This is a genomic window from Bradyrhizobium manausense (assembly GCF_018129685.1).
Lineage (GTDB): Bacteria > Pseudomonadota > Alphaproteobacteria > Rhizobiales > Xanthobacteraceae > Bradyrhizobium > Bradyrhizobium manausense_D.
Genome location: NZ_JAFCLG010000008.1, coordinates 18,696 through 40,450, shown reverse-complemented (window position 1 = coordinate 40,450; position 21,755 = coordinate 18,696). Strand labels below are relative to the sequence as shown.

The following is a 21,755-nucleotide window of genomic DNA, read 5'->3' as shown; positions in this document are numbered from 1 at the left end:
GTTAGCGGAGAGCCCTGCTCCCATGCGCCCCGTGTCCAGGATCCTGATGACCTCGATGTTCGCCTCGGGCGATGGGGGAGCCGTGAGTACAGTCATTGAGAATTTGCTGCTGCGAAAGCAGAAGCTGGTGGAAGAGCTGGAAAAGGCGCAGTCGGTCGAGGACCGCGACAAAATCGAGCACCAGCTCGAGCAGATCAACACAGCGCTGGATTTTCTGGACAGGCCGGGTTCGGACGACGCGCGATAGAGCGTCTCAGTCCACCTTCAAGGCCTTGGCGTAAACCACGCCCGAATTGGTGATGTGCGTCGTCATCGCAGCTTCGAACGCCGCGAACTCGCCGCGCGCGAACAGATCGAGCAGCTTGCGATGTTCGTCGAATGACGAGCGGGTGCGCACGTCGATCGGCGAGGTGAGGTTGGTGCGGAGCGCAGCCACCCGGCTAGATGCGAGCTGATAGGATTCGGCGAGATAGCGATTGCCGCAATGGGCGAACAGGCCCTCGTGAAAAGCCGCGTCGGCGCGCCCATAGACAATGTTGTCGCGCGCCGCGACCGCCGGCTCCATCGCCGCGATCGCGCCGCTCAACGTCGCGATCGCACCAATGCGGTCGTGGCGGAAGGCGAGCTCGGCGGCCTTGGGTTCGAGCGCGATTCTGAACGTGCAGAGCGCGGTGATGTCCTCGGCGCTCGGCGTGAACACGAAGCTGCCGACCTGTGGCCGGATCACCACGAGGCCTTGCGCCTGGAGCTGACCCATCGCTTCGCGCACCGGCGTACGGCTGACGCCGAAGGAATTGGCCACCATCTCCTCGGAGATCGCGGCGCCAAGCGCGAATTCGCCGTCAATGATGGCCTGCCGCAGCCGCAGCATCACCCGCTGCGAGAGCGATTTCGGCGCATCGAGCTTCAGCGATCGCATCGGGTCCCTCAGATGACCTTGCCGGGGTTGAGCAGATGATCGGGATCGAGCGCGGCCTTCAGCGTCCGCATCAGCGCGATCTCCGCTTCGCTGCGGGCGTGGCCGAGCCACTTCTTCTTCAGCGTGCCGATGCCGTGCTCGGCCGAGACGCTGCCACTGAGCTCGCGCACGAGGCCGTAGACGATCGCGTCCATCTCCTCCTTGGGCTGCCGCTCGACGGGAAGGCCGGTGACCCAGGACACGAGGTGCAGATTGCCGTCGCCGATATGGCCGTAATAGACGCTCTCGCAGCCGGCGATGCCATCGGCGAGCGCCGCCTTGCAGCGCGCGGCGAACTCGTCCATCCGCGCCACCGCAAGGCCGATGTCGTAGGAGATGTGCGGCCCCAGCACCTGGCCGAATTCGGCGCAGATGTCCCGCACCCGCCAGAATGCCTGTGTTTGCGCCAGCGATTGTGCCACGGCCGCGTCTGCCAGCAGGCCGCGCTCCATCAGCTCTTCGAGCCAGGTCTGGAAGCGCGGCGCATCGACGCTCTCGTCGGTGCCCTGCGCCTCGACCAGCACGTAGAGACCCTGACCTGCAGCGACCGGCGGCTTCACGCCGGCGCGTGTCGTGATCACGTCCCAATAATCCGGCCACATGACCTCGAAGGCCGACAGCAGCGGGCCAAGTCCGCCACGTGCGGCACCAAGCAAGTCGATCACCGCCGCATAGTCTTTCAGCGCGCAGAGCGCGGCCATGGTCGAGCGCGGCTTCGGAAACAGTTTCAGCACCACGCGGGTGATGACGCCGAGCGTGCCCTCCGAACCGATGAAGAGATGCTTCAGATCGTAGCCGGCGTTGTTCTTCATCAGCTTGTTGAGGCTGGTGATGATGGTTCCGTCGGGCAGCACGACCTCCAGGCCGAGCACCAGCTCGCGCGTCATGCCGTAGCGGATCACGCGGTTGCCGCCGGCATTGGTGGAGAGATTGCCGCCGATCGCGCAGGAGCCGCGCGAGCCGAGATCGAGCGGAAAGAAGAGGCCGGCTTCGTCCGCCGCCTTCTGAATCGTCTCGAGCGGCGTGCCTGCCTTGACCGTCATCGTCATCGAGGCGCGGTCGATTTCCTCGATGCCGGTCATGCGCTCCAGCGAGATTGCGACCCATCCCGCTTCAGGTGCGGCGCCGCGGCAGAGCCCGGTCAAGCCGCCCTGCGGCACGAAGGCCAGGCGCGCCTGCCGGCAAGTCAGGATCGCATCGGCAACACCTTGCGCATCGAGCGGGCGGATCACCGCCAGCGGCGATTGCGGAAGGCTCGCGCTCCAGTCGTTGCAATTGCGCGCGGGGACATCGCTGCCGGTCAGCACGGCGGGCGCGCCGAGCTTGTCGCGCAACGCCGCAAGCAATGGCTCGGGATGCCCGACGGGGGTCACCATGTTCATGCGAGACCTCGTGATTTTGGCTGCGCCTCATGCGTGCCGTGAGCACCAAAAGCATTTGCGTTGATCTTGTATGTAAGGTACAAGATAAAAAGTAAAGTAAAAACAAGGCTCGATTGGCCGCTAGGATCCTTGATGGATCAGGTCTAGTTCGGGAGCCGGCAGCAATGGGTGGTGCTATGACGGAGGCAATTCGCGGGTACTGGGTGGCTTCGGCAACGCCGATCGCGTCGGACGGTCGTGTGGACTCCGTCAAGCTCGCCGCTCATGCCAAGCAGTTGTTCGGCAAGGGCGTCAACGGCGTCGTGCTGTTCGGCACGACCGGCGAGGGTACCTCGTTCAATGTCGGAGAACGCGTCGCGACCATCGAAGCCGTCCTCAAGGCCGGCGTGCCGGCGGAGCGGATCGGCATTGGCGGCGGTTTCCCCGCGATCAGCGACAGCATTGCGTTGACGCGCGCGGTGCTCGGCCTCGGCCTGCGCCACGTGCTGTACCTGCCGCCCTATTTCGATCGAAGCGTCACTGCTGAAGGCATCGAGGACGCGTTTGGGGCGATCATCGATGGTGTCGCTGACGATCGCCTGCGCGCCTATCTCTATCACATCCCGCAGGTCTCGGGTGTCGCGATCCCGACCGGCGTCGCTGCGAATTTGCGCAAGCGCTACGGCAAGGTGGTTGCGGGCCTGAAAGACTCGAGTGGCGATTTCAAGCAGTTCCAGGCGTTCCGTGCAGCGGCGCCCGAGCTTGCCATCACGGTCGGCAACGAAACCGATATCGCCCGTGCGATCGCCGGCGGCGGCGCCGGCACCATCTGTGGCATGGCCAACATCGCGCCGGAGCTGGTCAAGGCGATGATCGACGGCAAGGATGTCGAAGCGCGCATGCAGGCGGCGGTCGACATTGTGGTGAAATCGCCATCCTTCCTCACGACGCTCAAGGCTATTCTCGCCGCGCAGACCGGGGATGCCGGCTGGTTGCGTGTACGGCCGCCGCTGCGTGCGTTGACCGACGGAGCCGCACTCAAGGCGAAGCTCGACGAGCTGACCAGCCCCGCGATCGCTTAAGCGGGCGCCTCATCGCTGGGTTCGTCCGCGGTGCGCGCCGACATGGCGCGCATCGCGACAAGTGCGGCAGCGAAGCCTGCTGCCGCACCCACGCCGAGTGCCCAGCGCGGACCCAGATTGTCCGCTACCCATCCGACGATCGGTGCGCCGATCGGTGTGCCGCCGAGCGCGACGCCGAGGCGCAAGGCCATCACGCGACCCCGCATCCGCGGCTCGGTGGAGAGCTGCATCATGGCGTTCGAGGTATTGGTGACCGTCAGCGCCGCGATGCCAATCAGCACAAGCGTGCCGGCGAACAGCCAGTAGCTGGGAGCGAGTGCGGCGAGTGTGCATCCCGTACCGAACGTTGCCGCGCCGAGCAGCAGCGAGACGAACCGCGGCTGGGCGCGCCCTGCGGCCAGCAGCGCGCCAGAGATCGTACCAACCGCCATTGTCGACGACAAAAGCCCAAAGCCGCGCGCGTCGGTGTGGAAGACGCTGACCGCCATGGTCGAGATGAAAATCGGAAAATTCAGTCCGAACGTGCCGATCAGGAACAGCATGATCATGATCGCCCTCAGATCCCTGCGCGACCAGACGTAGCGAAATCCCTCGGTCATGCCGCCCGGCGCCCGGTGTGCCCGGGCATTCGGGCGAAGCTCCGAGGTGCGCAGCAAGGCGAGCGAGCAGAGCACCGCCATGAAGGATGCGGCGTTCAGCAGGAAAGCCCAGCCGGTGCCGATCGAGGCGATGACGATGCCTGCAACCGCCGGGCCGATCATCCGCGCCGCATTGAAGGACGTCGAGTTCAGCGCGATCGCATTCGAGAGCTCGCCGTCGCCGACGAGCTCGGCCACGAATGTCTGGCGCACCGGCGCGTCGAAGGCTGCAGCGCAGCCGAACAGGAAGGCGAATGCATAGACGTGCCAGAGCTGTACCAGGCCGGTGACCGTGAGAAGGCCGAGGGCCAGCGCAAGCACGCCCATCGTCGCCTGGGTCGCGACCAGCAACCGTCGCTGGTTGAAATGATCGGCGGCAAAGCCGGTCCACGGCATGAGCAGCAGCTGTGGTCCGAATTGGAGGGCCATCACGATGCCCACGGCCGACGCGTTGTGCCGAGTGAGCTCGGTCAGAACGAGCCAGTCCTGCGCGGCACGCTGGATCCAGGTTCCGGTGTTGGAGACCAGCGTGCCCGCGGCCCAGATACGGTAATTGTAGTTCCGCAGTGAGCGAAATGTACCCGCGAGCGCCACGCTCACGAACCTGTCGGCGTGTTGCCGCCGTGGAACCGACCGAAGTGTCGCGCACAAAACAGGCTCAGCAGCAGGGCGCCGAGTCCGAGTGCGGCGACATCGCGCGTTTGCATCAGCGCGAACTTCCCGACACGACAGACGAGGAGATATCCGACAATCAGATTGAAGAAGCCCCAGAGCACGTTGACCGTCGATGAGGACAGCCCCTCTCCTCGCGGCTGCGCGAATGGACTCTGGAAAGGTTCTCCGCGCAGGCCGCTGACGAGATGCGGAATGGCGTTCGCCAGGAAGGCGCCGCCAAAGAAATAGGAAACCAGATGAAGCCAGTTCATGTCTGCGCGCTCCGTGCGGCCAATAGATCGATGATCGCCTGCGCCGAGCCGCTCTCGCCGAGCCGTGGAAATACGTTTGCGATGCTGTAATCGTGAGCTTCTGAACGCGGATCGGTCATGGCGTCGGTGGCAAGGGTGACGTTAAAGCCCGCCTCGTAAGCTTGCCGCGCGGTGGACTCGACGCCGGTGCCGGTGGCAACGCCGGCGACGACGACCTGCGTGACGCCCCGCTGCCGCAACTGGCTCTCGAGATCAGTGCTGGCGAATGCGCCCCAAGTCCGCTTGGTCACCGCGATATCGTCGGGCTGTCGATCCAGCTCGGGAATGAGATCGGTCCATCCGTCGGGGAACGGACCGCCAGGACGGGGCCGCTCGGTGCGACCGGGCGCCCCACCGGCGACATTGACCAACGCGACCGGCTGGCGATGTTGCCGAAACGCTGCAGCAAGCGCGCTGGCATGCGCCACGACGTCGCCGATCGGGTGAACGGAAGGGAGAGCGACGATGCCGCGTTGCAGGTCGACGATGATGAGCGCGGTGACCGGGTCGAGCGTCGTGAGAGCCATGATGATATCCTTCAGGCAGTGCGCCTGCGTCAGTCGTCGACGAGCCGTTTGAGCAGGGAGACGGCGGCGGCGAGTTCGTCCTGCTCCCGCGGTGAAAGCCGTGCCGAAATGGTGCGCGAGAGCCAGTCCTGCCGGGCGGCGCGACCGACCCGGATCCGCTCGCGGCACGCCTTGGTCAGCGACAGAATGGTTTGACGGCCATCCGCCGGATCGGGGGCGCCACTGACGAGGCCCGCATCCAGAAGAACGGCGACCGCGGTGCTCATCGATTGCGGACGCATCTTTTCCGATCGCGCCAGGCTCGACACCGTCGCAGGGCCGTCCTTTTCCAGGCGAAGCAGGACGGAGACCTGGGACGGCGTCAGTTCCTCCGGGCCGGTCTGTTCGCGAAGTCGGCGTTTCAGCTTTCCGACCAGCGAACGGAGATCTTCTGCAAGCGCTCCGGCGCGCGCGGATGCACGTTGGTCCGATGAGTTGATCATGGCGAACTCAGTATAGATCTACAGTTAGACTGTAAAGATTAACTGCGTAGTCAGCCTGAACAAAAAGACGTGAGCAGGCCTCTGCCGCCACGGCTTGGGAACCGGCACAAGCGTTTCAGCACGCGAGGTGCCACTGCGACACGGCGTCGCGTCGATGACGCGTCGTCAACATCGGCAATGAGCAGATGCGCTCATTTCGCGCTAAGTCCATTGGCGATGTTGCGTTTCGTGCTCACGAAAGCGTCGCGACAGCGCTCGACGGATCGCGATGCGATCGCGCACTCTCCTAGAACGATTCAACACTAGAGCTATTCAAGCTCACGCCCGGTTCTCTTCATTCGCCGCCGCTGCTAGATGCGCCTGCGAGAATGCAGCGACCTGAATGCAGTGACTTGGAAGTGAATTGAAAGTGCGTGCCCTTGTGGATGGCCCTCGCGTCAGAGGTCATCGAAATCGCGCCGGCAAGAGCCGCGCAAGCCTTCTCATCGGTGCGGCTGTACTGCTCGCCGAATATTCCTGCAGCGCCACCTTCGCGCAGGCGCAAACGGCATTGCCGCCGGTGAATGTGGATGCGCCGACACAGCGGCCGAAGCCGTCGCGGGCCTCCCGGCAGTCTCAACCGCGAACTGAGGCAGTTGCGCGCCGTAACCCGGCTACAGTTCCGCTCGCGGCGCCGACGCTGTCGGAGCGCGCCGCGGCTGACGCTGCCTCACGACAGGCCGCAAAGCTCGGCTATCGGGCGATGCCGAGCGCGAGCACGCTGCGCTCAGGCATGTCGCCGCTCGACACCTCACAATCCGTCAACGTCGTCCCCGCTCAGGTCATCAAGGACCAGCTGCCGCGCAACATCGACGATGCGCTGGTCAACATCAGCGGCATCACCCAGACCAACACGCTCGCCGGGACTCAAGACGCGGTGATCCGCCGCGGCTTCGGCGACAATCGCGACGGCTCGATCATGCGCAACGGCATGCCGCTCGTGCAGGGGCGCAGCCTGAATGCCGCAGTCGAGAGCGTCGAGGTGCTGAAGGGCCCGGCCTCTCTGCTCTACGGCATCATGGACCCCGGCGGTATCGTCAACACGATCAGCAAGCGTCCGGAGCTCTATCAGCACGGTTCGGTGACGCTGCTTGGGTCCACCTACGCGAACAATCGCAATGGTGCCGACGGCGCGCTCGACATCACCGGTCCGATCGGCGATAGCGGTCTCGCCTATCGCTTTATCGGCTACGGTGTCAGCGAGGACTATTGGCGCAATTTCGGCCGCCATCGTGAAATGCTGGTGAACCCGTCGCTCGCCTGGTACGGCGAGAGCACAACGGTCCAGCTCACCTATGAGCACCGCGAATTCATCTATCCGTTCGACCGCGGCACCGCCTTCGTCAAGGGTGCACCGCTGGCGATCCCCGCGACACGCCGGCTCGACGAGCCCTTCAATAACATGTGGGGCACGTCGGACCTGGTGCAGGGCTCGGTCGAGCAGAAACTGAACGATACCTGGAAGGTCACTGCGGCCTACAGCTACAACACCGAGACTTACAGCGCCAACCAGCTTCGCATCACCGGCGTCAACGCCACGACCGGCGTCGAGACGCGAAGCAACGATGGCACCCGGAACTCGCTCAGTAACGCCAGTTACGGCACTTCCTATATGCAGGGGGACGTCTGGGCCGGTGGTTTCCGCAACGAGATCCTGTTCGGCGGCGAGGCGCTGTATCGGACCATCGATCGCCGCGACCTGATCCGACAGGCAACGCCGAGCTTCAACTTCTACAACCCGGTCTACGGACTGGTGGTACCGGGCACGACCGTTTCGGCAACCGATAGCGAGCAGACTGACAAGCTCGGCTCCCGCGGTTTCTTCGCCCAGGACACCTTCCATCTGACGAACTGGCTGTCTTTCGTTGGCGGCGTGCGCTGGCTGCAATACGAACAGCTCGCCGGAAAAGGCCGGCCCGTCTTCATCACCAACACCAATCTGGCCGGCGACAAGGTGCTGCCGCTCGGCGGCGTCATCGTCAAGCTGAGCGAAGAGCTGTCCTACTACGTGAGCTACACGCAGTCGCTGAAGCCGACCTCCACCATCGCGGCGTTCACCAGTGGATTCGTCGTCGACTCCACCATCGCGCCCGAACAGGGAACGCAGTGGGAGACCGGTCTGAAGTTCGACGTCAACAAGCGGTTGTCGGGCACTTTGGCGGTCTACGACATCCAGAAGAAGAATGTGCTGGTGCTGGATGATCTCGGCGGCGGCAAGTCGACGGGGCGCGCCTCCGGCGCGGCGCGATCTCGCGGTGTCGAACTGGATGTCACCGGAAGGCTGACGGACGAATGGAGCATGATTGGCAGCTACGGCTATACGGATGCGCGCCTGATCAACGATCCTGTCGTCGGCAACGCAAAGCTGCTGAACGCCGCGATGAACACGGCGTCGCTCTATATCGTCTATGATTTCGGCGATCGGTTGCCAGGACGGCTGCGGCTCGGCGGCGGCGCGCATTATGTCGGCGACCGCCCGGGGGACTCCGCCAACACGTTCTTGCTGCCGGCCTACGCCGTGGCGGACATCTTCGCGACCTATGACACCAAGATCGACAAGGTGCCCGTGACCTATCAGTTCAACGTCAAGAACCTGTTCGACAAGGTCTACTACACTTCCACCACCGGTAATGCCCTTAACGTCGCGATGGGCGACGGCCGGCGCATCTCGCTGTCGGCGACGGTGAAGTTCTAGCGATGGCGATGCGGTACCAAGGCAGATATGGCTCGGTCATGGCGAGTGAGTATCGGCGCGCAATCAAGGCCGCGTTGCTCCAAGTCCATTCCATTGCCGGCCTTGCGCTCGCGCTGCTGCTCTGCCTGATTGCGCTGACCGGTGCGATCATGAGCTTCGAGGACGAGATCGTCGATCATTTGAATGCCGGCATCATGCAGGTCGCGCCACGGACGACACCGGCGCTGACGCCGGACGAACTGGTGGTGCGCCTGAGAGCCGTACCGGATGCCGGCAAGGTCGCGGGCATCGTGCTATCCAGCGATCCGTCGGCCGCCGTGCATATCCGCTTCGCCCGCGACGAACAGGGCGAGCGGCCGTCCTCGCTCTATGTCGATCCCTATGACGGCAGCGTGCTGGGTGTCCCGCGGGGCGAGGACTTCTTTGCGACGGTGCGCCGCCTACACCGGTGGCTGCTGATACCGGGAGATGCCAGGGGGTGGGGGCGCCAGATCACCGGACTTGTCGCGCTTGGCCTGATCGTGATGATGATCTCCGGTCTCGTGCTGCGCTGGCCGCGCCGGTCAAGCAGCGTGCAAGTGTGGCTGAAGCTAAATCTCGGGCTCAGCGGCCGCGGCCGATATCGTTCGCTGCATGCCGTCATTGGCACCTGGGTTCTGCCGATTTACTTCGTCATGACGCTCACCGGGCTCTGGTACTCGTTCGATTGGTACAAGGACGGTGTCGTCTGGCTGCTGTCGCGCCCGCATGTGGCGGCGGCGAAGATGCAGCCCAAGGCACCGCGCGCGGCGGGCGGCCGCGAGACGGTTCAGCCGATTGGATTCGATCGCGCGTGGTCAACCCTCCAGCAGGAGGAGGGCGGCGGTTTTGCCAGGGCCCAGCTGATGCTCCCTGTCGGCCCGGGTACGGTGATGCGGATCCGGTCGTGGCCGAAGGACTCGACGCTCGAGTCCATGCGCGATGAATTTCGCATCGATGCCGTAAGCGGCCAGGTCATCTCCGCTGAGCGCTATGCGGACAAGACGCTGGGCGAGAAGGCGATTGCGAGCGTCCTCGACATTCACCGTGGTGCCGTCCTGGGCTGGCCCGGCAGGCTCGCGTTCATGATCGCCGCGGTGCTGATGCCGCTGTTTGCGGTCACCGGCGTGCTCTTGTACCTGTCGCGCCGCAAGCTGCGGCGTCCGTTGCGGACGCCGCTCGAGCGGCTCGTTCCGGGCGAGTGAGTGGCCGCCGGAAAGGCTAGCCAACACCTCGACAATCGTTCAAAAGCCCATGGCTTGTCCTGACCAGGGTTGATGCCATGAAGCTCTCGACCGTAAACCCCGCCGATATCCGCCGCGCGCTGCTGCTGCGCGAGGAGATCGCTCTGCTCGATCTCAGGCATGAGGCGGCCTTTGCCACAGGCCATCCGCTGTTCGCCGCCAACATGGCTGTGGACCGGATCGCGATCGAGGCTGCGGTGAGGCTGCCGCGCAAGGACGTGCCGGTCGTGCTCTTCGATGACGGCGAGGGGCTGGTCGCGGCGGGCGCGGAACGCCTGGCGGCCCTCGGCTACGGCAATGTTCGTGCGCTCGACGGCGGGCTGAGAGCCTGGCGCGCGGCAGGCTACGAGGTGTTCGAGGACGTCAATTCCTATTCGAAGGCCTTTGGCGAGCTGGTCGAGGCGCGGCGACACACGCCTTCGCTCAGCGCCGACGAGGTCGCAAAGCTGATCGCGGACAAGGCCAACATCGCGATCCTCGATGTTCGCCGCTTCGACGAATATGCGACCATGAACATTCCGGGCTCGGTCAGCGTGCCCGGCGCCGAGCTCGTGCTGCGGGCCGGCCAGGCCGCACCCGATCCCGATACGACGATCATCGTCAACTGCGCCGGCCGTACCCGCTCGATCATCGGCACCCAGTCGTTGATTAATGCCGGTGTGCCCAACAAGGTGCGGGCGCTGCGCAATGGCACGATCGGCTGGACGTTGGCGCGGCACCCCCTTGCGCACGGCGCCGACCGCCGCGGCGCCATCGGGTCGTTCGAGGGAGGCCCCGGCAATGCCCGCGATGTCGCTTATCGCGCCGGCGTCCGCCATATCGGCGCGAAAGAGATGGCCGCGCTGGTCGCGGAGACCGGTCGCACGCTCTATCGCTTCGACGTGCGTGATGCCGAGGAGTATACCGCCGGTCATCTCCCGGGCTTCCGCCATTATGCCGGTGGGCAGCTCGTGCAGGAGACCGATATGGCAGCACCCGTGCGCGGTGCGCGCATCCTGCTGACCGATGACAAGGGCGTCCGCGCCGACATGACGGCATCCTGGCTCGCGCAGATGGGCTGGGACGTCTACGTGCTCGAAGGAGGCTATGCCGGCGCGCTGGAGGTCGGCCCGCCGCTCGTCCTGCCGAAGCCCGACCCGGCGCATCGCTACCGCCGCCCCTACGAGGGAACCGACATCGACGAGCAGGCGATGCAGGCCTATCTCGACTGGGAATACGGCCTCGTTGACCAGCTCCGGCGCGACGGCACGCACGGGTTCTATGTGATCTGAGAAAGCTGGCGGCGATCCTCCGGAGTTGTACGGAGCAGCCGGGCCAGGCCTTGGCACGACAGGCCTTGCCACGCCGAACGAATGATGGTCGATTTTAACCCGAATCAGTTTTGCGTTCTGCCTAGACGTTCCGGTCCCCCGGGACCCCGCCGCAATGGACGCAAATGGCTCACGACGCCGACACGATCGAACGACCAGCCTTGGCGCAGGGCGCGGCGTTCCTGGGCAATTTGCCGGCGCCGGAGCCGTCGATGGGGGCGGCCGCCTATGCCGCCCAGCGCGAACGCGCGCTGGCCTTCGATCCGCGCCGACGTGCGAATTACGAGAAGTATCTGCGTGCGCGGACCGATCGCACGATCGTCGACTATCTCCCGATCAAGCTCGACATCGAGAATGTCAGCCGCTGCAACTTTCGCTGCACCATGTGCCAGGTCAGCGACTGGCACAAAGGCCAGCGCGCCGGCGACATGCCGCTCGAGAGCTTCAAGGCGCTGCTCGACCAGCAATACGGCCTTATCGAGATCAAGCTCCAGGGCATGGGCGAGCCGCTGATGCAGGGCGAGCCTTACCTCGCCATGCTCCGCCACGCGCGCGAGCGCGAGATCTGGGTGCGCACCACCACCAATGCCTCGCTGCTGCATCTGCGCGACAATTACCGCAAGCTGATCGACGCCGATCCGAACGAGGTGCAGATCTCAATCGATGGTGCCGACGAAGCGACGTTCGAAAGCATCCGCCGCGGCTCGGTGTTCTCACGCGTCGTCGCCAATTGCAAGCTGATCAATGCCTATTCCCGCGAGCGCGGTGTCGATCGCACCAAGATGTGGGTGGTGGTGCAGCAGTCCAACCGGCATCAGCTGCCTGATTTCGTGGAGCTTGCGGCCGAGGCCGGCTTCACCAGCCTCGCGTTCTCGCTCGATCTGACCAATTGGGGCCAGGACAAATGGGGTGCGGCGCTGCGCGACATCGTCGCGGAGGGCGCCTTCACCGAGGAGCTCTGTAACCGGCTGATGGCGCGCGGCCGCGAGCTTGGCGTGCGGGTGGCATTCTGGAACGTCACCGACAAATATAGCTGGCGCAAGACCGAAAAGCTTTGTCCGTGGCCGTTCGAGCGGCTCTATGTCTCCTCCGACATGCGCACCGTTCCCTGCTGCACCATCGCCAACCCCGAGGTCGTCGATCTCGGCAATGCCGAGGATCTCGTCGCGATCTGGCATGGTGAGGCCTACGAGACCTTTCGCAGAGATCACCGCGAGGGCCGCATTCCCGAAGTGTGCAAGGGATGCTATCGCGAGGGCGATCGCGCCTGAAGCGCGATGAGATTTCATCGCGCTTTGGATTGTTGTTTGCGGATGATCTCTCCGGAAAACCGCGTCACACTTTTCCGGATCATGCTTTAGCCGACGATCTCGCGGCCGTAACGATCGATCAGCGCGCCGATTTCCATCGGTTGATAGCCGTAGCGTGCGATGGCGTGAGCGCTCGACAGTGTAAACGACGTGTTGGTGGGGCTGATCTGTTCGATTTTGGCTGACACGTCCAGCGCCAGCGCAAGGCGTTCAACGATTTCGCGCACGGTCAGCGATCCCGCGGCGCCCAGCACTGCCGCGTCGAAACCACGCCAGGACTCGCGGGCGAGCACACCCTGGACCAGTGCGGCGACGTCTTCGATATGAGCTGCGTTGTTGTAGGGGCGGTCGAGATGGAAGGCGCGTATCGTCTCGCCAGCCCGCAGCCGCGACGCGACGCCTGACAGCCAATTGCGATGCGCGCCTGGGCCAACGATTCCCGGAAGTCGCAGCGCCAGCGTGGAAAACGTGCCACCGAGTTCGGCGAGCCGCTGTTCGACAATGCGTTTCGATGCGCCATAGGTGTCGGGATCACGCACCGGCGTGGCTTCATCGACGACGTCCTGCGCAATCCGGCCATAGTAGGAGAGCGACGAGAAGAAGATGACGCGGCGGGTCCCCCAGCGCCGGGCAGCCTCGATCAGCGCGAAGCTCGCATCGATGTTGTCGCGAACGAGCATTGCGACGTCGACGCCCGGGCTCGGGGAGGTCGCCGCGGTATGCACGATGGCGTCGAACGGGCCAACAAGATTGCCGGCGTCGATCAGGTCCGTCCGGACCAAATTCAGCCGTGCGAAGTCGCGCAGCGGCGCGAGAAAATCCGTCTCGCGGCGATAAGTGGCGACGACATCGTGGCCGCTGCTCGCGAGCCGGCGTGCTACCGTGCTGCCCGAGAAGCCGGAGACGCCGGTCACGAGCACGCGCATCGTCCGCCCTCAGCCGATCTTGGCCAGGATCAACTCGGGCGACAGGCCGTGCGCCGCGAGCAGATCGCTGGTCGTGCCGTAATTGTGGATGAACGCATCCTGCAGCGTGAATGTATCGAGCCGGCAGGTGGCGCGGACGTCCCACGCAATCTGCTTCACCTGCGAGGCGAGGCCGCCTTGCGGCGCATGCTCCTCGATCACCACGACGTGGCCGTGCCGCTGCAGGGCGGCCGTGACGCCCTCGCGATCGAGTGGCTTGAGCGTATGCGCCGAGACCAGCGAGACCGAGCGTCCCTGTGCCGCCAGCTTGTCGGCGATGTCGGTCGCCATCGCCGTGATCACGCCATAGGTGAGGATGCAGACGTCACGGCCGCGCCGCAGGTAGCGCAGCTTGCCGAACTGCCAGGGCTCGGCGTTCGCGGTCAGCACGGGTTCGCCGGCCTTGCCGATACGCAAATACACCGGTCCGTTCTTCTGCTTTGCGCACCAGCGGGTCGCCTCGATGCATTCGAGCGGATCGCAGGGGGCCAGCACCTGCATGTTGGGCAGCGCGGAGGCGATCGCGATGTCCTCCTGGGTGTGGTGCGTGCCGCCCAGCGTCGAATAGATCACGCCGGCGCCCATGCCGACCACGGTGACCGGCAGGTTCTGATAACAGAGATCGTCGCGGATCATCTCGAAGGGACGATACAGGCTGAAGGTCGCGATCGTGTAGGCAAAGGGCTGGCAGCCCTTCAGCGCAAGACCGGCGGCGATGCCGATCATGGACTGCTCCGCGACGCCGACATTGATGAAGCGCTCGGGGTATTCGCTCGAGAATTTTCCCATGCTGCCGGCCGGCGAGATGTCGGCGACGACGATATAGATGTCCGGGTTGGCGGTTGCCTCGGCGTAAAGCGTCTCGGAAAAGGTATTTCTCACGCCTGTGTCTCCAACTCGCGAAGCGCCTGGGCGTACTCGTCCTTGTTCGGCGCCCGATAGTGCCAGATCGGCGCGTTTTCCATGTAGCTGACGCCCTTGCCCTTGGTGGTGCGCGCCACAACCATCAGCGGCCGGTCGCCCTTGCGTGTCGTCACCGCGCGGACGATCGCCGCCGAATCATGGCCGTCGATCTCGGCGGTCTCCCAGCCGAAGGCGTCGAACTTCGCAGCCAGCGGATAAAGCGAGGGGTGAGTCTCGGACGTGCGTCCGAGACTCTGGAAGTCGTTGTTGTCGATGAAGGCGACGATGTTGGTCAGCTTCAGCGAGGACGCCATCAGCACCGCTTCCCAGGTCGATCCTTCCTGGGTCTCGCCGTCGCTGAGCACGGTGTAGATCACGCCGTCGCGACGCTTGCCTCGCTCGGCGAGCGCCATGCCCACCACCATCGAAAGGCCATGGCCCAGCGAGCCGGTCGAGGCCTCGATGCCGGGATTGCCGTAATCGGGATGCACGCCGAGGCGGCCGTGTGGCGTGCAATAGGCGTCGAGGTCGGCCCGCGTGAGCACGCCGAGAGATTCCAGCACGACGTACTGGATCATGCAGCCATGGCCCTTCGACATCAGGAAGGTGTCGGGCGACGACAGGCCGGGCTTGCGCATCAGATCATTGTAGATGGCGTCGACGATCTCGGTGCAGGAGAAGGCGCCGCCGATGTGCAGGGCCGAGACGCGCTGCGAGATGTCGAGGATGCGCCGGCGGTAGCCCTGGCAGCGGGATCGCGCCGCTTTTGGGTCGAAGCTGGCTTGAGTCATGACAGCGTCCTCGTCCTACTCGATAATCGTCCAGAAATAATCGCCGGTATAGCCGGCTTCGCCAAACAGCGCGATCCAGCCCTGGGGAAAGTCGTGGAAGCGGGCGGTCAGCACCCACTCCTCGAAGACCGCCTTCTGCTCCGCCGTGCGATAGGAATCGACCTGCACGAAGGCTCGTCCGCCCGAAACGCGCTGGATTTCCTTCAGCGCCTGAAGGCAGCCGGCGCGGTCGAGATTGTGAATCGTGTTGAGCGAGATGGCAGCCTTGAAGCTGTTGTCGGGGAACGGCAGCTCGAGCGCGTTGCCGAGGTGAAGGCGGCCGATCGTCTCCGCCTCGCAATGCATCAGGGCGTAGCGGGAGATGTCGAGGCCGAACGCTTCCAGTCCCGGACATGCGATCATGAAATCCTTGACCAGAAAACCCTTGGCGCAACCGATATCGAGCACGCGGTCGCCAGGCTCGAGGGAGAAATGCGCGATGAAGTCCCGCGCCACCGGCACCCAGCGGCCGTCATAGCGATAGCCGCCATAGCCATATTCGCGCGGGCCGTCGAAATAGGTCTCGCCATATTCGCGCGAGATGCGGACATGCTCCTCGGTCTTGGCAGTGGCGCGCGCGGAGAGATTGCGCTTGCCGCGCGGCAGTTTCGAGAGCAGGTTTACCTCGGTCATCGGCATCATCCAGTTCGTGTCACCACGCTCGCGCACCAAGCGTGCGATAATCCAGCCCGGCCGCGCGCGCGGCGGTGGCATCGAGCACGCGGTAGGGGTCGAGCATCAGCCGCCCGCGCATGAGGCGCGCAAGATCGGCGGGCAGGAGTTCACGGAATTCCGGCCAGGGTGTCATGATCGCGAGCGCATCGACGTCGCGTGCGGCTTCGAGTGCGCTGGATGCGGCCGTCAGGTTCGGATGCTGCGCGGCGGAGACCGGAACGGCCGGATCGAACGCGCGCATCGGCCATGGCGCGAGCTGCGCGATCAGCGCCAGTGCTGCCGAATTCTTCACGGAGTGGGTGTTCTCCTTGTAGGCGAGGCCGAGCACGCCGATCCGGGCATGCGATGTTCTCGCCAGCAGCGCCTCATGCAACTCCCGCAGCGCCCAGTCCTTGCGATGGACGCTGTTTGCGACGATGGCACGGATCATGCCGGCATCGGTGCCGTGCTGGTCGGATAGCCGCATCACGGTGGCGAGGTCGCGCTCGATATTGCCCCCGGCAAGCCCAAGTCCCGGAGCCAGATAGGCGGAGGGGCCAATACGGGCGTCGAGCTTCAACGCCGGCGCGATCTCCGACCAGTCGGCGCCGACACGCTCGCAGAGCTCTGCGAGCGTGTTGGCGGTCGTGATCGACGCCGCCAGAGCACAGTTGATGGAGATCTTGGCAAGCTCGGCGCTTTCAAGCCGCATCGGCAGCAATGGGCAGCCGAACGACTCGAGGAAGCTCCGCCACGCGGCGGGCAATTGCGCATCCGGATCGAGGCAGCCGAGGATGAAGCGCTCGGGCTTCGTCGCACGCTCGACGGCGCGGCCGAACACCAGCGTCTCGACCTGATAGAGAATGATGCGGCCGGGATGCTGCCGGGCCCGGGTAAAGCCGGGCGGCACCTGGCTGAGGATGACGATGACGGCATCGTCACGCGTGTTGGCGAGCACGTTGTCGAGCAGCGCGTCGATGCCGCTGAGGTCGCTGACGCCGGCGCCATCGGTCGGCACGTCGGGTGCGACATAGACGAGGTCGCATGCACGCAGCGCTGCGGCGTCGGCGGAGAAATTGATGTGATCGCGGTTTGTGCGCAGGAGCTCGTCGAGCCCGGGCTCGCGCACCGGCAGATCGCCTACAGCGATGCGCCCAACCATGCGCGCATCCGCATCGAAGCCAAGTGTCGCAAAGCCCTTAGCGGCAGCGGCGATCGCCGAGCAAAGGCCCAGATGGGTCATGCCGGCATAGGCGACAAGTGGCCGGGTCATGCGGCGCTCCCCGACTGAATTGCCCGGCCGAGTCGCGTCAGTGCGCGATGCAGCCAGACGTCATTTGAGAGGTCGGTCTCCGCGCGTGCTGCGCAGAGCTGTTTGAAGTGGGAATATTCAAGCGCCCAGGTCGGGTCATCCTGCACCAGGATCTCGGTGACTTCCGGCGGGCGGCCGCTCGGCAGCACGCGGGTGCGGTGAATCAAGCTGCTCGGGCCCCATTTGCAAAGCGATTCGATGTGCGCCGAGCCATTCTCGGCGAAGATGTCGCAGGTGAAATGGTTGCGCCACGACAGCAGTGTCATCTCGAGCTCGATCTGCGGCCGCCCCGCGGCAGCGATCACCACGTGGTCCGGCGCGCGGTTCTCGAACCGCTCCGCCGAGACGATGCGGAAGTGATCGGCGACGTCGCCGAACCAGAAGCGCACGGTGTCGAGCAGATGCGAGCCGAGATCGCCGAGGACACCGTCGCCGGTGTCGCGCCAGGCCGAGTTGCGCACCAGCCGCGCAGTGCCGTTGCCGTAGAACATGCGGCAGCGATAGACGGCGCCGAGCCGGCCGGACTGCAGCAGTTCGCGCATCCGCACGAAATGCGGCTCGAAACGATGATTGTAGGCGGTGACGCACAGGACGCCGGTGCGGCGGGCGAGCGCTTCCAGCGCGCCAAGATCGTCGCCATCTGCAGCAAACAGCGGCTTCTCCACCAGCGCGTGCTTGCCGCGTTCGAGAAGATAGCGCAGCAGTTCGATCTTGGGCGCATCCGGCGTGCAGACGATGGCCGCGTCGAAGCGGTCGACGGGGACATCTTCAAGGCGCTGCCAGTTCGCCTCCGGCGCGACGGGATCAACGATGCCGACGGCATCTTCGCTTGCGACCTTGAACCGCTTGTGGCCCTGAACCCCGTACCCGACGACGATGACTTTCATCGCGTCCTCAGCGGTACTGCGCTTGGCGCTCGAGACGGTCGATCTTGTCGAGGATGTCGTTCGGCGCGGTCGGCACGTTGCCCTGGTGTTCGCAGGCGACCGCGGCGGAGAGCGAGCCGAGCACGGCCGCGACGACCGCGTTACCGGTGAGATACATGGCCGGTGCAGCATAGGCAAGCAGCGCATCGCCGGAGCCGACCGCATCGACGACATTGTCGGCAAAGCTGTCAACCACGAAGAAGGAGCGGACGTCCTCGTCGCTCTTGGGCTCGCCCCGGAAGGCCATCAGGCCGCGTGGTCCGAGCTTGAGCAGCAGCGTCTTGCAATGCGCCTGGCGGTACAGCTCGGTGCCGAGCGGGCGCACCACCGAATCCTGGTCGCCGAGCGCGAAACGCGCCTCGCGTTCGTTCGGCGTTATGAGGTCAAACCCTTGGAATTCGAGGATGTTGCCCCAACGGCTCGCGACCTGTGAATCGGCGACCCGGAATGCGGTCTTCGGGATCGCCTTGACCAGGTGCGGAATCGTATCGCGGTTGAAGATGCCGTGGCGGAAATCCGTAAACACGACGATGTCGGCGGGCACCGACGCGATACGATCGACCAGCGTGCGGAGGATGCGCTCGGCGATCGGCCGGTTGTCGACGCGGTCGACCTTGAGGAGGTGATGGCCCGCGGCGACGATGACGTCCTTGTTGGTCGTCGGCCGGTTCGGATCGACGATCGCGTGGAAATCGATATTGGTGGCGCCGAGGTCGCGCTTGACGAATTCGCCGGTCACGTCGTCGCCGAGCACGGTGGAGAAGGTCACCTGCGTGCCGGCGCTGGCGAGATGCTTGGCGACGATGCCGGCGCCGCCGACGAAGTCCTGCTTCTCCTCGAAGCGCACGCTCATGGTCGGCGTCTTTGTGCCGCCACCGATCACGGCGCATCGCGTGTAGGTGTCGACGATGGTGTCGCCAATCACGTGAACGCGCAGGTCGTGGAAGCGGTCGAGCACGCCGCGCAGGCTGTCGAAATCGAGATGCTCGGCATAGAGCAGCGTCAGGAGCTTTTCGGTCGCGATCGAAGGCGGTGACGTCTCGATGATCTGCGAGGACGAGAACACGATATCGCCGGGCGTGAAGATCAGCTCGCCGCCATAGGCCTCAACCGTTTCCTTCTCCTCGGCGGTACGCGGATGCAGGCCGGCCGCAGTGTACTCGTACCCCTTGGCGAAGATGTCGGGCTCGATCAGGCGGATGTTGTCGATCGGCGTCGGCTTCGGGTCGATCATCACGTAATCGACGGCCTCGAGCGCCGCGAGATTGAAAGCGCGAAGCTCCTGCGGCACGAACGGCCGAAAATTGGCTTTCAAGATATGCGCGTCCGCCGTCAGGCTGGCGATCAGGATGTCGCCCTTGCTCTTGGCGTACAGCAGATGGCGGACATGGCCGGGATGGACGACGTCGAACGTGCCGTGGCACATGATGACCTTGCGGGCACGCGGACGGCGGCCGATCAGCGCGGCAATCTCGGCCGCGCTCTTCAGCTTGTGGCTCACCATGCGATGCGTCGCATCGTCCATCATGCCGGCGCTCCCTTGGCCGCCAGAGCGTTGAACCACGCCGATGTCGCGGCGGCAATGGTCTCCGGGTTCCAGAGCGGCGCATCGCGCCAATAGTCGATCTCGGCGAGGATCCGGCGGACGCCTTCTTCGAAGCTCACCTTCGGCTCCCAGCCGAGCCCGCGGCGGATTTTTCCGATATCGGCAAAGGTGCAATCCGGCTCGCCCGGTCGCTTCGGGATATGGATCACCGGGCCGCCGAGCAGGGCGACCAGATGATTGACCGATTGCGGATTGCCAGCGCCGAGGTTCCAGATTTCGCCGCTCCGCTCCGTTTCGCCGGCGCGCAAAAAGGCGTCCGCGACGTCACTGGCATAGACAAAGTCGCGCGTCTGGCTGCCGTCGCCGACGACCGTAAAGGGCTTTCCGGCGAGCTTCTGCCGCAGGAATACGCCGAACACTGCACCATAAGCGCCCGAGGTGCGCGAGCGTGTGCCGTAGGCATTGAAGATGCGGATGACATTGACCGGGAGCTTGTACACGGCGTGCCAGTGCAGCACCGCCTGCTCACCCTGGTACTTGCTCAATGCGTACGGATATTGCGGCGAGATCGGATGGTCTTCGCGGGTCGGTGTCGCTGCCAGCCCGTAGCAGGACGACGACGCCGCGTAGACGAGCTTGCGCACATGGGCTTGGCGCGCACATTCCAGCACCTGCGCCGTGCCCTGCACGTTCACCGACATATAGTCGAGCGGGGACTCGATCGAGGGCACGATGTCGCCAATGCCGGCGAAGTGGAATACACGGGTAACATCGCGGAACAGCGCGCTGCCCGGCTGCATATCGCGGATGTCAGCGCGTTCGAAGGTGAGATCGGAATTGCCGGCATGCGCGGCGAGATTGGCCTCGCGGCCGCCGACGAGATTGTCGATCACCCGCACCCGGTAGCCCCGTGCCAGCAACAGCTCGACCATGTGGCTGCCAATGAAGCCGGCGCCACCTGTCACCAGTGCGGTCGGACGCGCACTCATCTGGCCCCGAGCTTCTTCATGGTGCGGACGTTGTAGTACCAGTCGTCGTCAAAGCTGTTCGGCAACAGGTGATTGACGAATGCGCGGGCGAGGTCGCGCATCGCGTCCTCGATCGTCCGCGCGGGTGCATAGCCGAGTACGCGACGGATCTTGTCGGAGTTTACGTGGTAGGAGCGGTTGTCATCCGACGGCGTGGTGACGATGCCGATGTCGCGGCGTCCGTTGGTCTCGACGACGGATTTCACCATGCTGGCGAGATCGGCGATCGAATGGTTTTCAAAGCCGATATTGAAGGTTTCGCCGTGGATCTTGTCGTGCGGCGCGGTCAGCATCAGCCGGTAGGCGTCGACCATGTCCTCGATGTGGAGGTTGGGCCGCATCTGTTTGCCGCCGAACACGGTGATGACACCTTTGTTCACGGCATGGTTGGTGAGGATGTTGACGGAGAGGTCGAGCCGGGTGCGCGGGCTGTAGCCGCAGATCGTCGCGGGCCGCACCGTCACGCAGGTGAAGTCATCAGCCTTGTGCTTCCACAGCAGCGGCTCGCACATGCCCTTGAACTTGTTGTAGAGCGTCAACGGCACCAAGGGATGGTCTTCAGTCACGTTGGGCGCGTCGCTGACACCGTAGACCGAGCTCGTCGAGCAATAGACGAAGCGCTTCACGCCTGCCTTGCGTGCGGCGACCACCATCGGCTCGAAGCAGTCGTAGTTGATGGTCTTGGAGAGGTTCTCGTCGAGCTCGAAGCTTGCATCGTTGGAGATGCAGGCAAGATGCAGCACCGCATCCTGCCCTTTGAGGCAGGTCGCAAGCTTGGCCGTGTCGCGGATGTCGCCCTGCTCGACGCGCAGGTTCGGATGGTTCGGCAAGCGCGAACCGAAGAACAGCAGGTCGTAGACGGTGACGTTGTAGCCGTCGGCAAGCAGGCGCGGGACCAGGACATGGCCGACATAGCCAGCACCGCCGGTGACGAGGACGTTCTTGAGCATTGCAATCCGGTG

21 protein-coding genes are annotated in these 21,755 nt (G+C 64.6%); 6 read left to right on the top strand and 15 right to left on the bottom strand.

All coding sequences use genetic code 11. The features are described 5' to 3' along the window. Nucleotides 1–46: 46 nt before the first annotated feature. Nucleotides 47–247: a hypothetical protein gene (locus JQ621_RS19910; RefSeq protein WP_212236632.1), complete on the top strand. Its 201-nt coding sequence runs from the start codon at nucleotides 47–49 to the stop codon at nucleotides 245–247. Nucleotides 248–253: 6 nt separating this feature from the next. Here JQ621_RS19910 and JQ621_RS19905 read toward each other — a convergent pair whose 3' ends face one another. Together JQ621_RS19905 and JQ621_RS19900 are read right to left on the bottom strand one after the other, a co-directional pair. Further along, entirely contained in the window at nucleotides 254–919 is a 666-nt protein-coding gene (locus JQ621_RS19905) for a GntR family transcriptional regulator (RefSeq protein ID WP_212236371.1), read from the bottom strand. An 8-nt stretch (nucleotides 920–927) separates the two neighbouring features. Continuing rightward, a complete protein-coding gene (locus tag JQ621_RS19900; RefSeq protein WP_212236370.1) occupies nucleotides 928–2,340 on the bottom strand; it encodes an FAD-binding oxidoreductase in 1,413 nt (470 codons plus the stop codon). Between the two features lie 176 nt (nucleotides 2,341–2,516). On the opposite strand from JQ621_RS19900, the gene JQ621_RS19895 reads away from it, so the two are divergent. Then, on the top strand, nucleotides 2,517–3,401 hold the full coding sequence (locus JQ621_RS19895) for a dihydrodipicolinate synthase family protein (RefSeq protein ID WP_212236369.1): 885 nt from the start codon (nucleotides 2,517–2,519) through the stop codon (nucleotides 3,399–3,401). On the opposite strand, the gene JQ621_RS19890 is transcribed toward JQ621_RS19895, so the two are convergent. Genes JQ621_RS19890 through JQ621_RS19875 form a run of 4 tightly spaced genes read right to left on the bottom strand, consistent with a single transcriptional unit; the run spans nucleotide 3,398 to nucleotide 6,013 of the window. Then, entirely contained in the window at nucleotides 3,398–4,639 is a 1,242-nt protein-coding gene (locus tag JQ621_RS19890) for an MFS transporter (RefSeq protein ID WP_212236368.1), read from the bottom strand. The two genes, JQ621_RS19895 and JQ621_RS19890, sit on opposite strands and share 4 nt — an antisense overlap. Continuing rightward, complete coding sequence (locus tag JQ621_RS19885) at nucleotides 4,636–4,965, bottom strand: hypothetical protein (protein WP_212236367.1); 330 nt, start codon at nucleotides 4,963–4,965, stop codon at nucleotides 4,636–4,638. The genes JQ621_RS19890 and JQ621_RS19885 overlap by 4 nt, the downstream gene beginning before the upstream one ends. Further along, nucleotides 4,962–5,531, bottom strand: coding sequence for an isochorismatase family protein (locus JQ621_RS19880; RefSeq protein ID WP_212236366.1), 570 nt, complete (start codon nucleotides 5,529–5,531; stop codon nucleotides 4,962–4,964). The genes JQ621_RS19885 and JQ621_RS19880 overlap by 4 nt, the downstream gene beginning before the upstream one ends. 29 nt (nucleotides 5,532–5,560) lie before the next feature. Further along, nucleotides 5,561–6,013, bottom strand: a complete 453-nt coding sequence (locus JQ621_RS19875; protein WP_212236365.1) for a MarR family winged helix-turn-helix transcriptional regulator — start codon at nucleotides 6,011–6,013, stop codon at nucleotides 5,561–5,563. 403 nt (nucleotides 6,014–6,416) lie between these two features. Here JQ621_RS19875 and JQ621_RS19870 point away from each other — a divergent pair, with 403 nt between their 5' ends. The 4 genes from JQ621_RS19870 to JQ621_RS19855 all read left to right on the top strand — a co-directional run bounded on the left by JQ621_RS19870 (nucleotide 6,417) and on the right by JQ621_RS19855 (nucleotide 12,590). Continuing rightward, the gene (locus tag JQ621_RS19870; RefSeq protein WP_212236364.1) at nucleotides 6,417–8,747 is read left to right on the top strand and encodes a TonB-dependent siderophore receptor; all 2,331 of its coding nucleotides are present in this window, start codon (nucleotides 6,417–6,419) and stop codon (nucleotides 8,745–8,747) included. 2 nt (nucleotides 8,748–8,749) lie between these two features. Beyond that, entirely contained in the window at nucleotides 8,750–9,970 is a 1,221-nt protein-coding gene (locus tag JQ621_RS19865; RefSeq protein WP_249125410.1) for a PepSY-associated TM helix domain-containing protein, read from the top strand. 77 nt (nucleotides 9,971–10,047) lie between these two features. Next, entirely contained in the window at nucleotides 10,048–11,280 is a 1,233-nt protein-coding gene (locus JQ621_RS19860; protein WP_212236363.1) for a rhodanese-like domain-containing protein, read from the top strand. A gap of 164 nt (nucleotides 11,281–11,444) precedes the next feature. Then, nucleotides 11,445–12,590: a radical SAM protein gene (locus tag JQ621_RS19855; RefSeq protein ID WP_212236362.1), complete on the top strand. Its 1,146-nt coding sequence runs from the start codon at nucleotides 11,445–11,447 to the stop codon at nucleotides 12,588–12,590. Nucleotides 12,591–12,676: 86 nt separating this feature from the next. Here the strand turns inward: JQ621_RS19855 and JQ621_RS19850 are convergent, their stop codons facing one another. The 9 genes from JQ621_RS19850 to JQ621_RS19810 are packed head-to-tail and all read right to left on the bottom strand — an operon-like array spanning nucleotide 12,677 to nucleotide 21,743. Then, nucleotides 12,677–13,555, bottom strand: coding sequence for an NAD-dependent epimerase/dehydratase family protein (locus JQ621_RS19850; RefSeq protein WP_212236361.1), 879 nt, complete (start codon nucleotides 13,553–13,555; stop codon nucleotides 12,677–12,679). 9 nt (nucleotides 13,556–13,564) lie between these two features. Next, on the bottom strand, nucleotides 13,565–14,476 hold the full coding sequence (locus tag JQ621_RS19845) for a transketolase family protein (RefSeq protein ID WP_212236360.1): 912 nt from the start codon (nucleotides 14,474–14,476) through the stop codon (nucleotides 13,565–13,567). Then, nucleotides 14,473–15,288, bottom strand: coding sequence for a transketolase (locus tag JQ621_RS19840; protein WP_212236359.1), 816 nt, complete (start codon nucleotides 15,286–15,288; stop codon nucleotides 14,473–14,475). The genes JQ621_RS19845 and JQ621_RS19840 overlap by 4 nt, the downstream gene beginning before the upstream one ends. 15 nt (nucleotides 15,289–15,303) lie before the next feature. Beyond that, nucleotides 15,304–15,960 carry a class I SAM-dependent methyltransferase gene (locus tag JQ621_RS19835; RefSeq protein WP_212236358.1) on the bottom strand — a complete coding sequence of 219 codons (657 nt, stop codon included), beginning with the start codon at nucleotides 15,958–15,960 and terminating at the stop codon, nucleotides 15,304–15,306. Between the two features lie 19 nt (nucleotides 15,961–15,979). Then, nucleotides 15,980–17,254, bottom strand: a complete 1,275-nt coding sequence (locus JQ621_RS19830; RefSeq protein ID WP_212236357.1) for a nucleotide sugar dehydrogenase — start codon at nucleotides 17,252–17,254, stop codon at nucleotides 15,980–15,982. Further along, nucleotides 17,251–18,180 carry a Gfo/Idh/MocA family protein gene (locus JQ621_RS19825; RefSeq protein WP_212236356.1) on the bottom strand — a complete coding sequence of 310 codons (930 nt, stop codon included), beginning with the start codon at nucleotides 18,178–18,180 and terminating at the stop codon, nucleotides 17,251–17,253. The genes JQ621_RS19830 and JQ621_RS19825 overlap by 4 nt, the downstream gene beginning before the upstream one ends. 7 nt (nucleotides 18,181–18,187) lie before the next feature. Beyond that, nucleotides 18,188–19,747 (bottom strand): PfkB family carbohydrate kinase, encoded by a 1,560-nt coding sequence (locus JQ621_RS19820; RefSeq protein ID WP_212236355.1) that lies wholly within the window; start codon nucleotides 19,745–19,747, stop codon nucleotides 18,188–18,190. Next, entirely contained in the window at nucleotides 19,744–20,754 is a 1,011-nt protein-coding gene (locus JQ621_RS19815; protein WP_212236354.1) for an NAD-dependent epimerase/dehydratase family protein, read from the bottom strand. Before JQ621_RS19815 ends, JQ621_RS19820 begins: the two co-directional genes overlap by 4 nt. Continuing rightward, complete coding sequence (locus JQ621_RS19810) at nucleotides 20,751–21,743, bottom strand: NAD-dependent epimerase/dehydratase family protein (protein WP_212236353.1); 993 nt, start codon at nucleotides 21,741–21,743, stop codon at nucleotides 20,751–20,753. The genes JQ621_RS19815 and JQ621_RS19810 overlap by 4 nt, the downstream gene beginning before the upstream one ends. Between the last annotated feature and the right edge of the window lie 12 nt (nucleotides 21,744–21,755).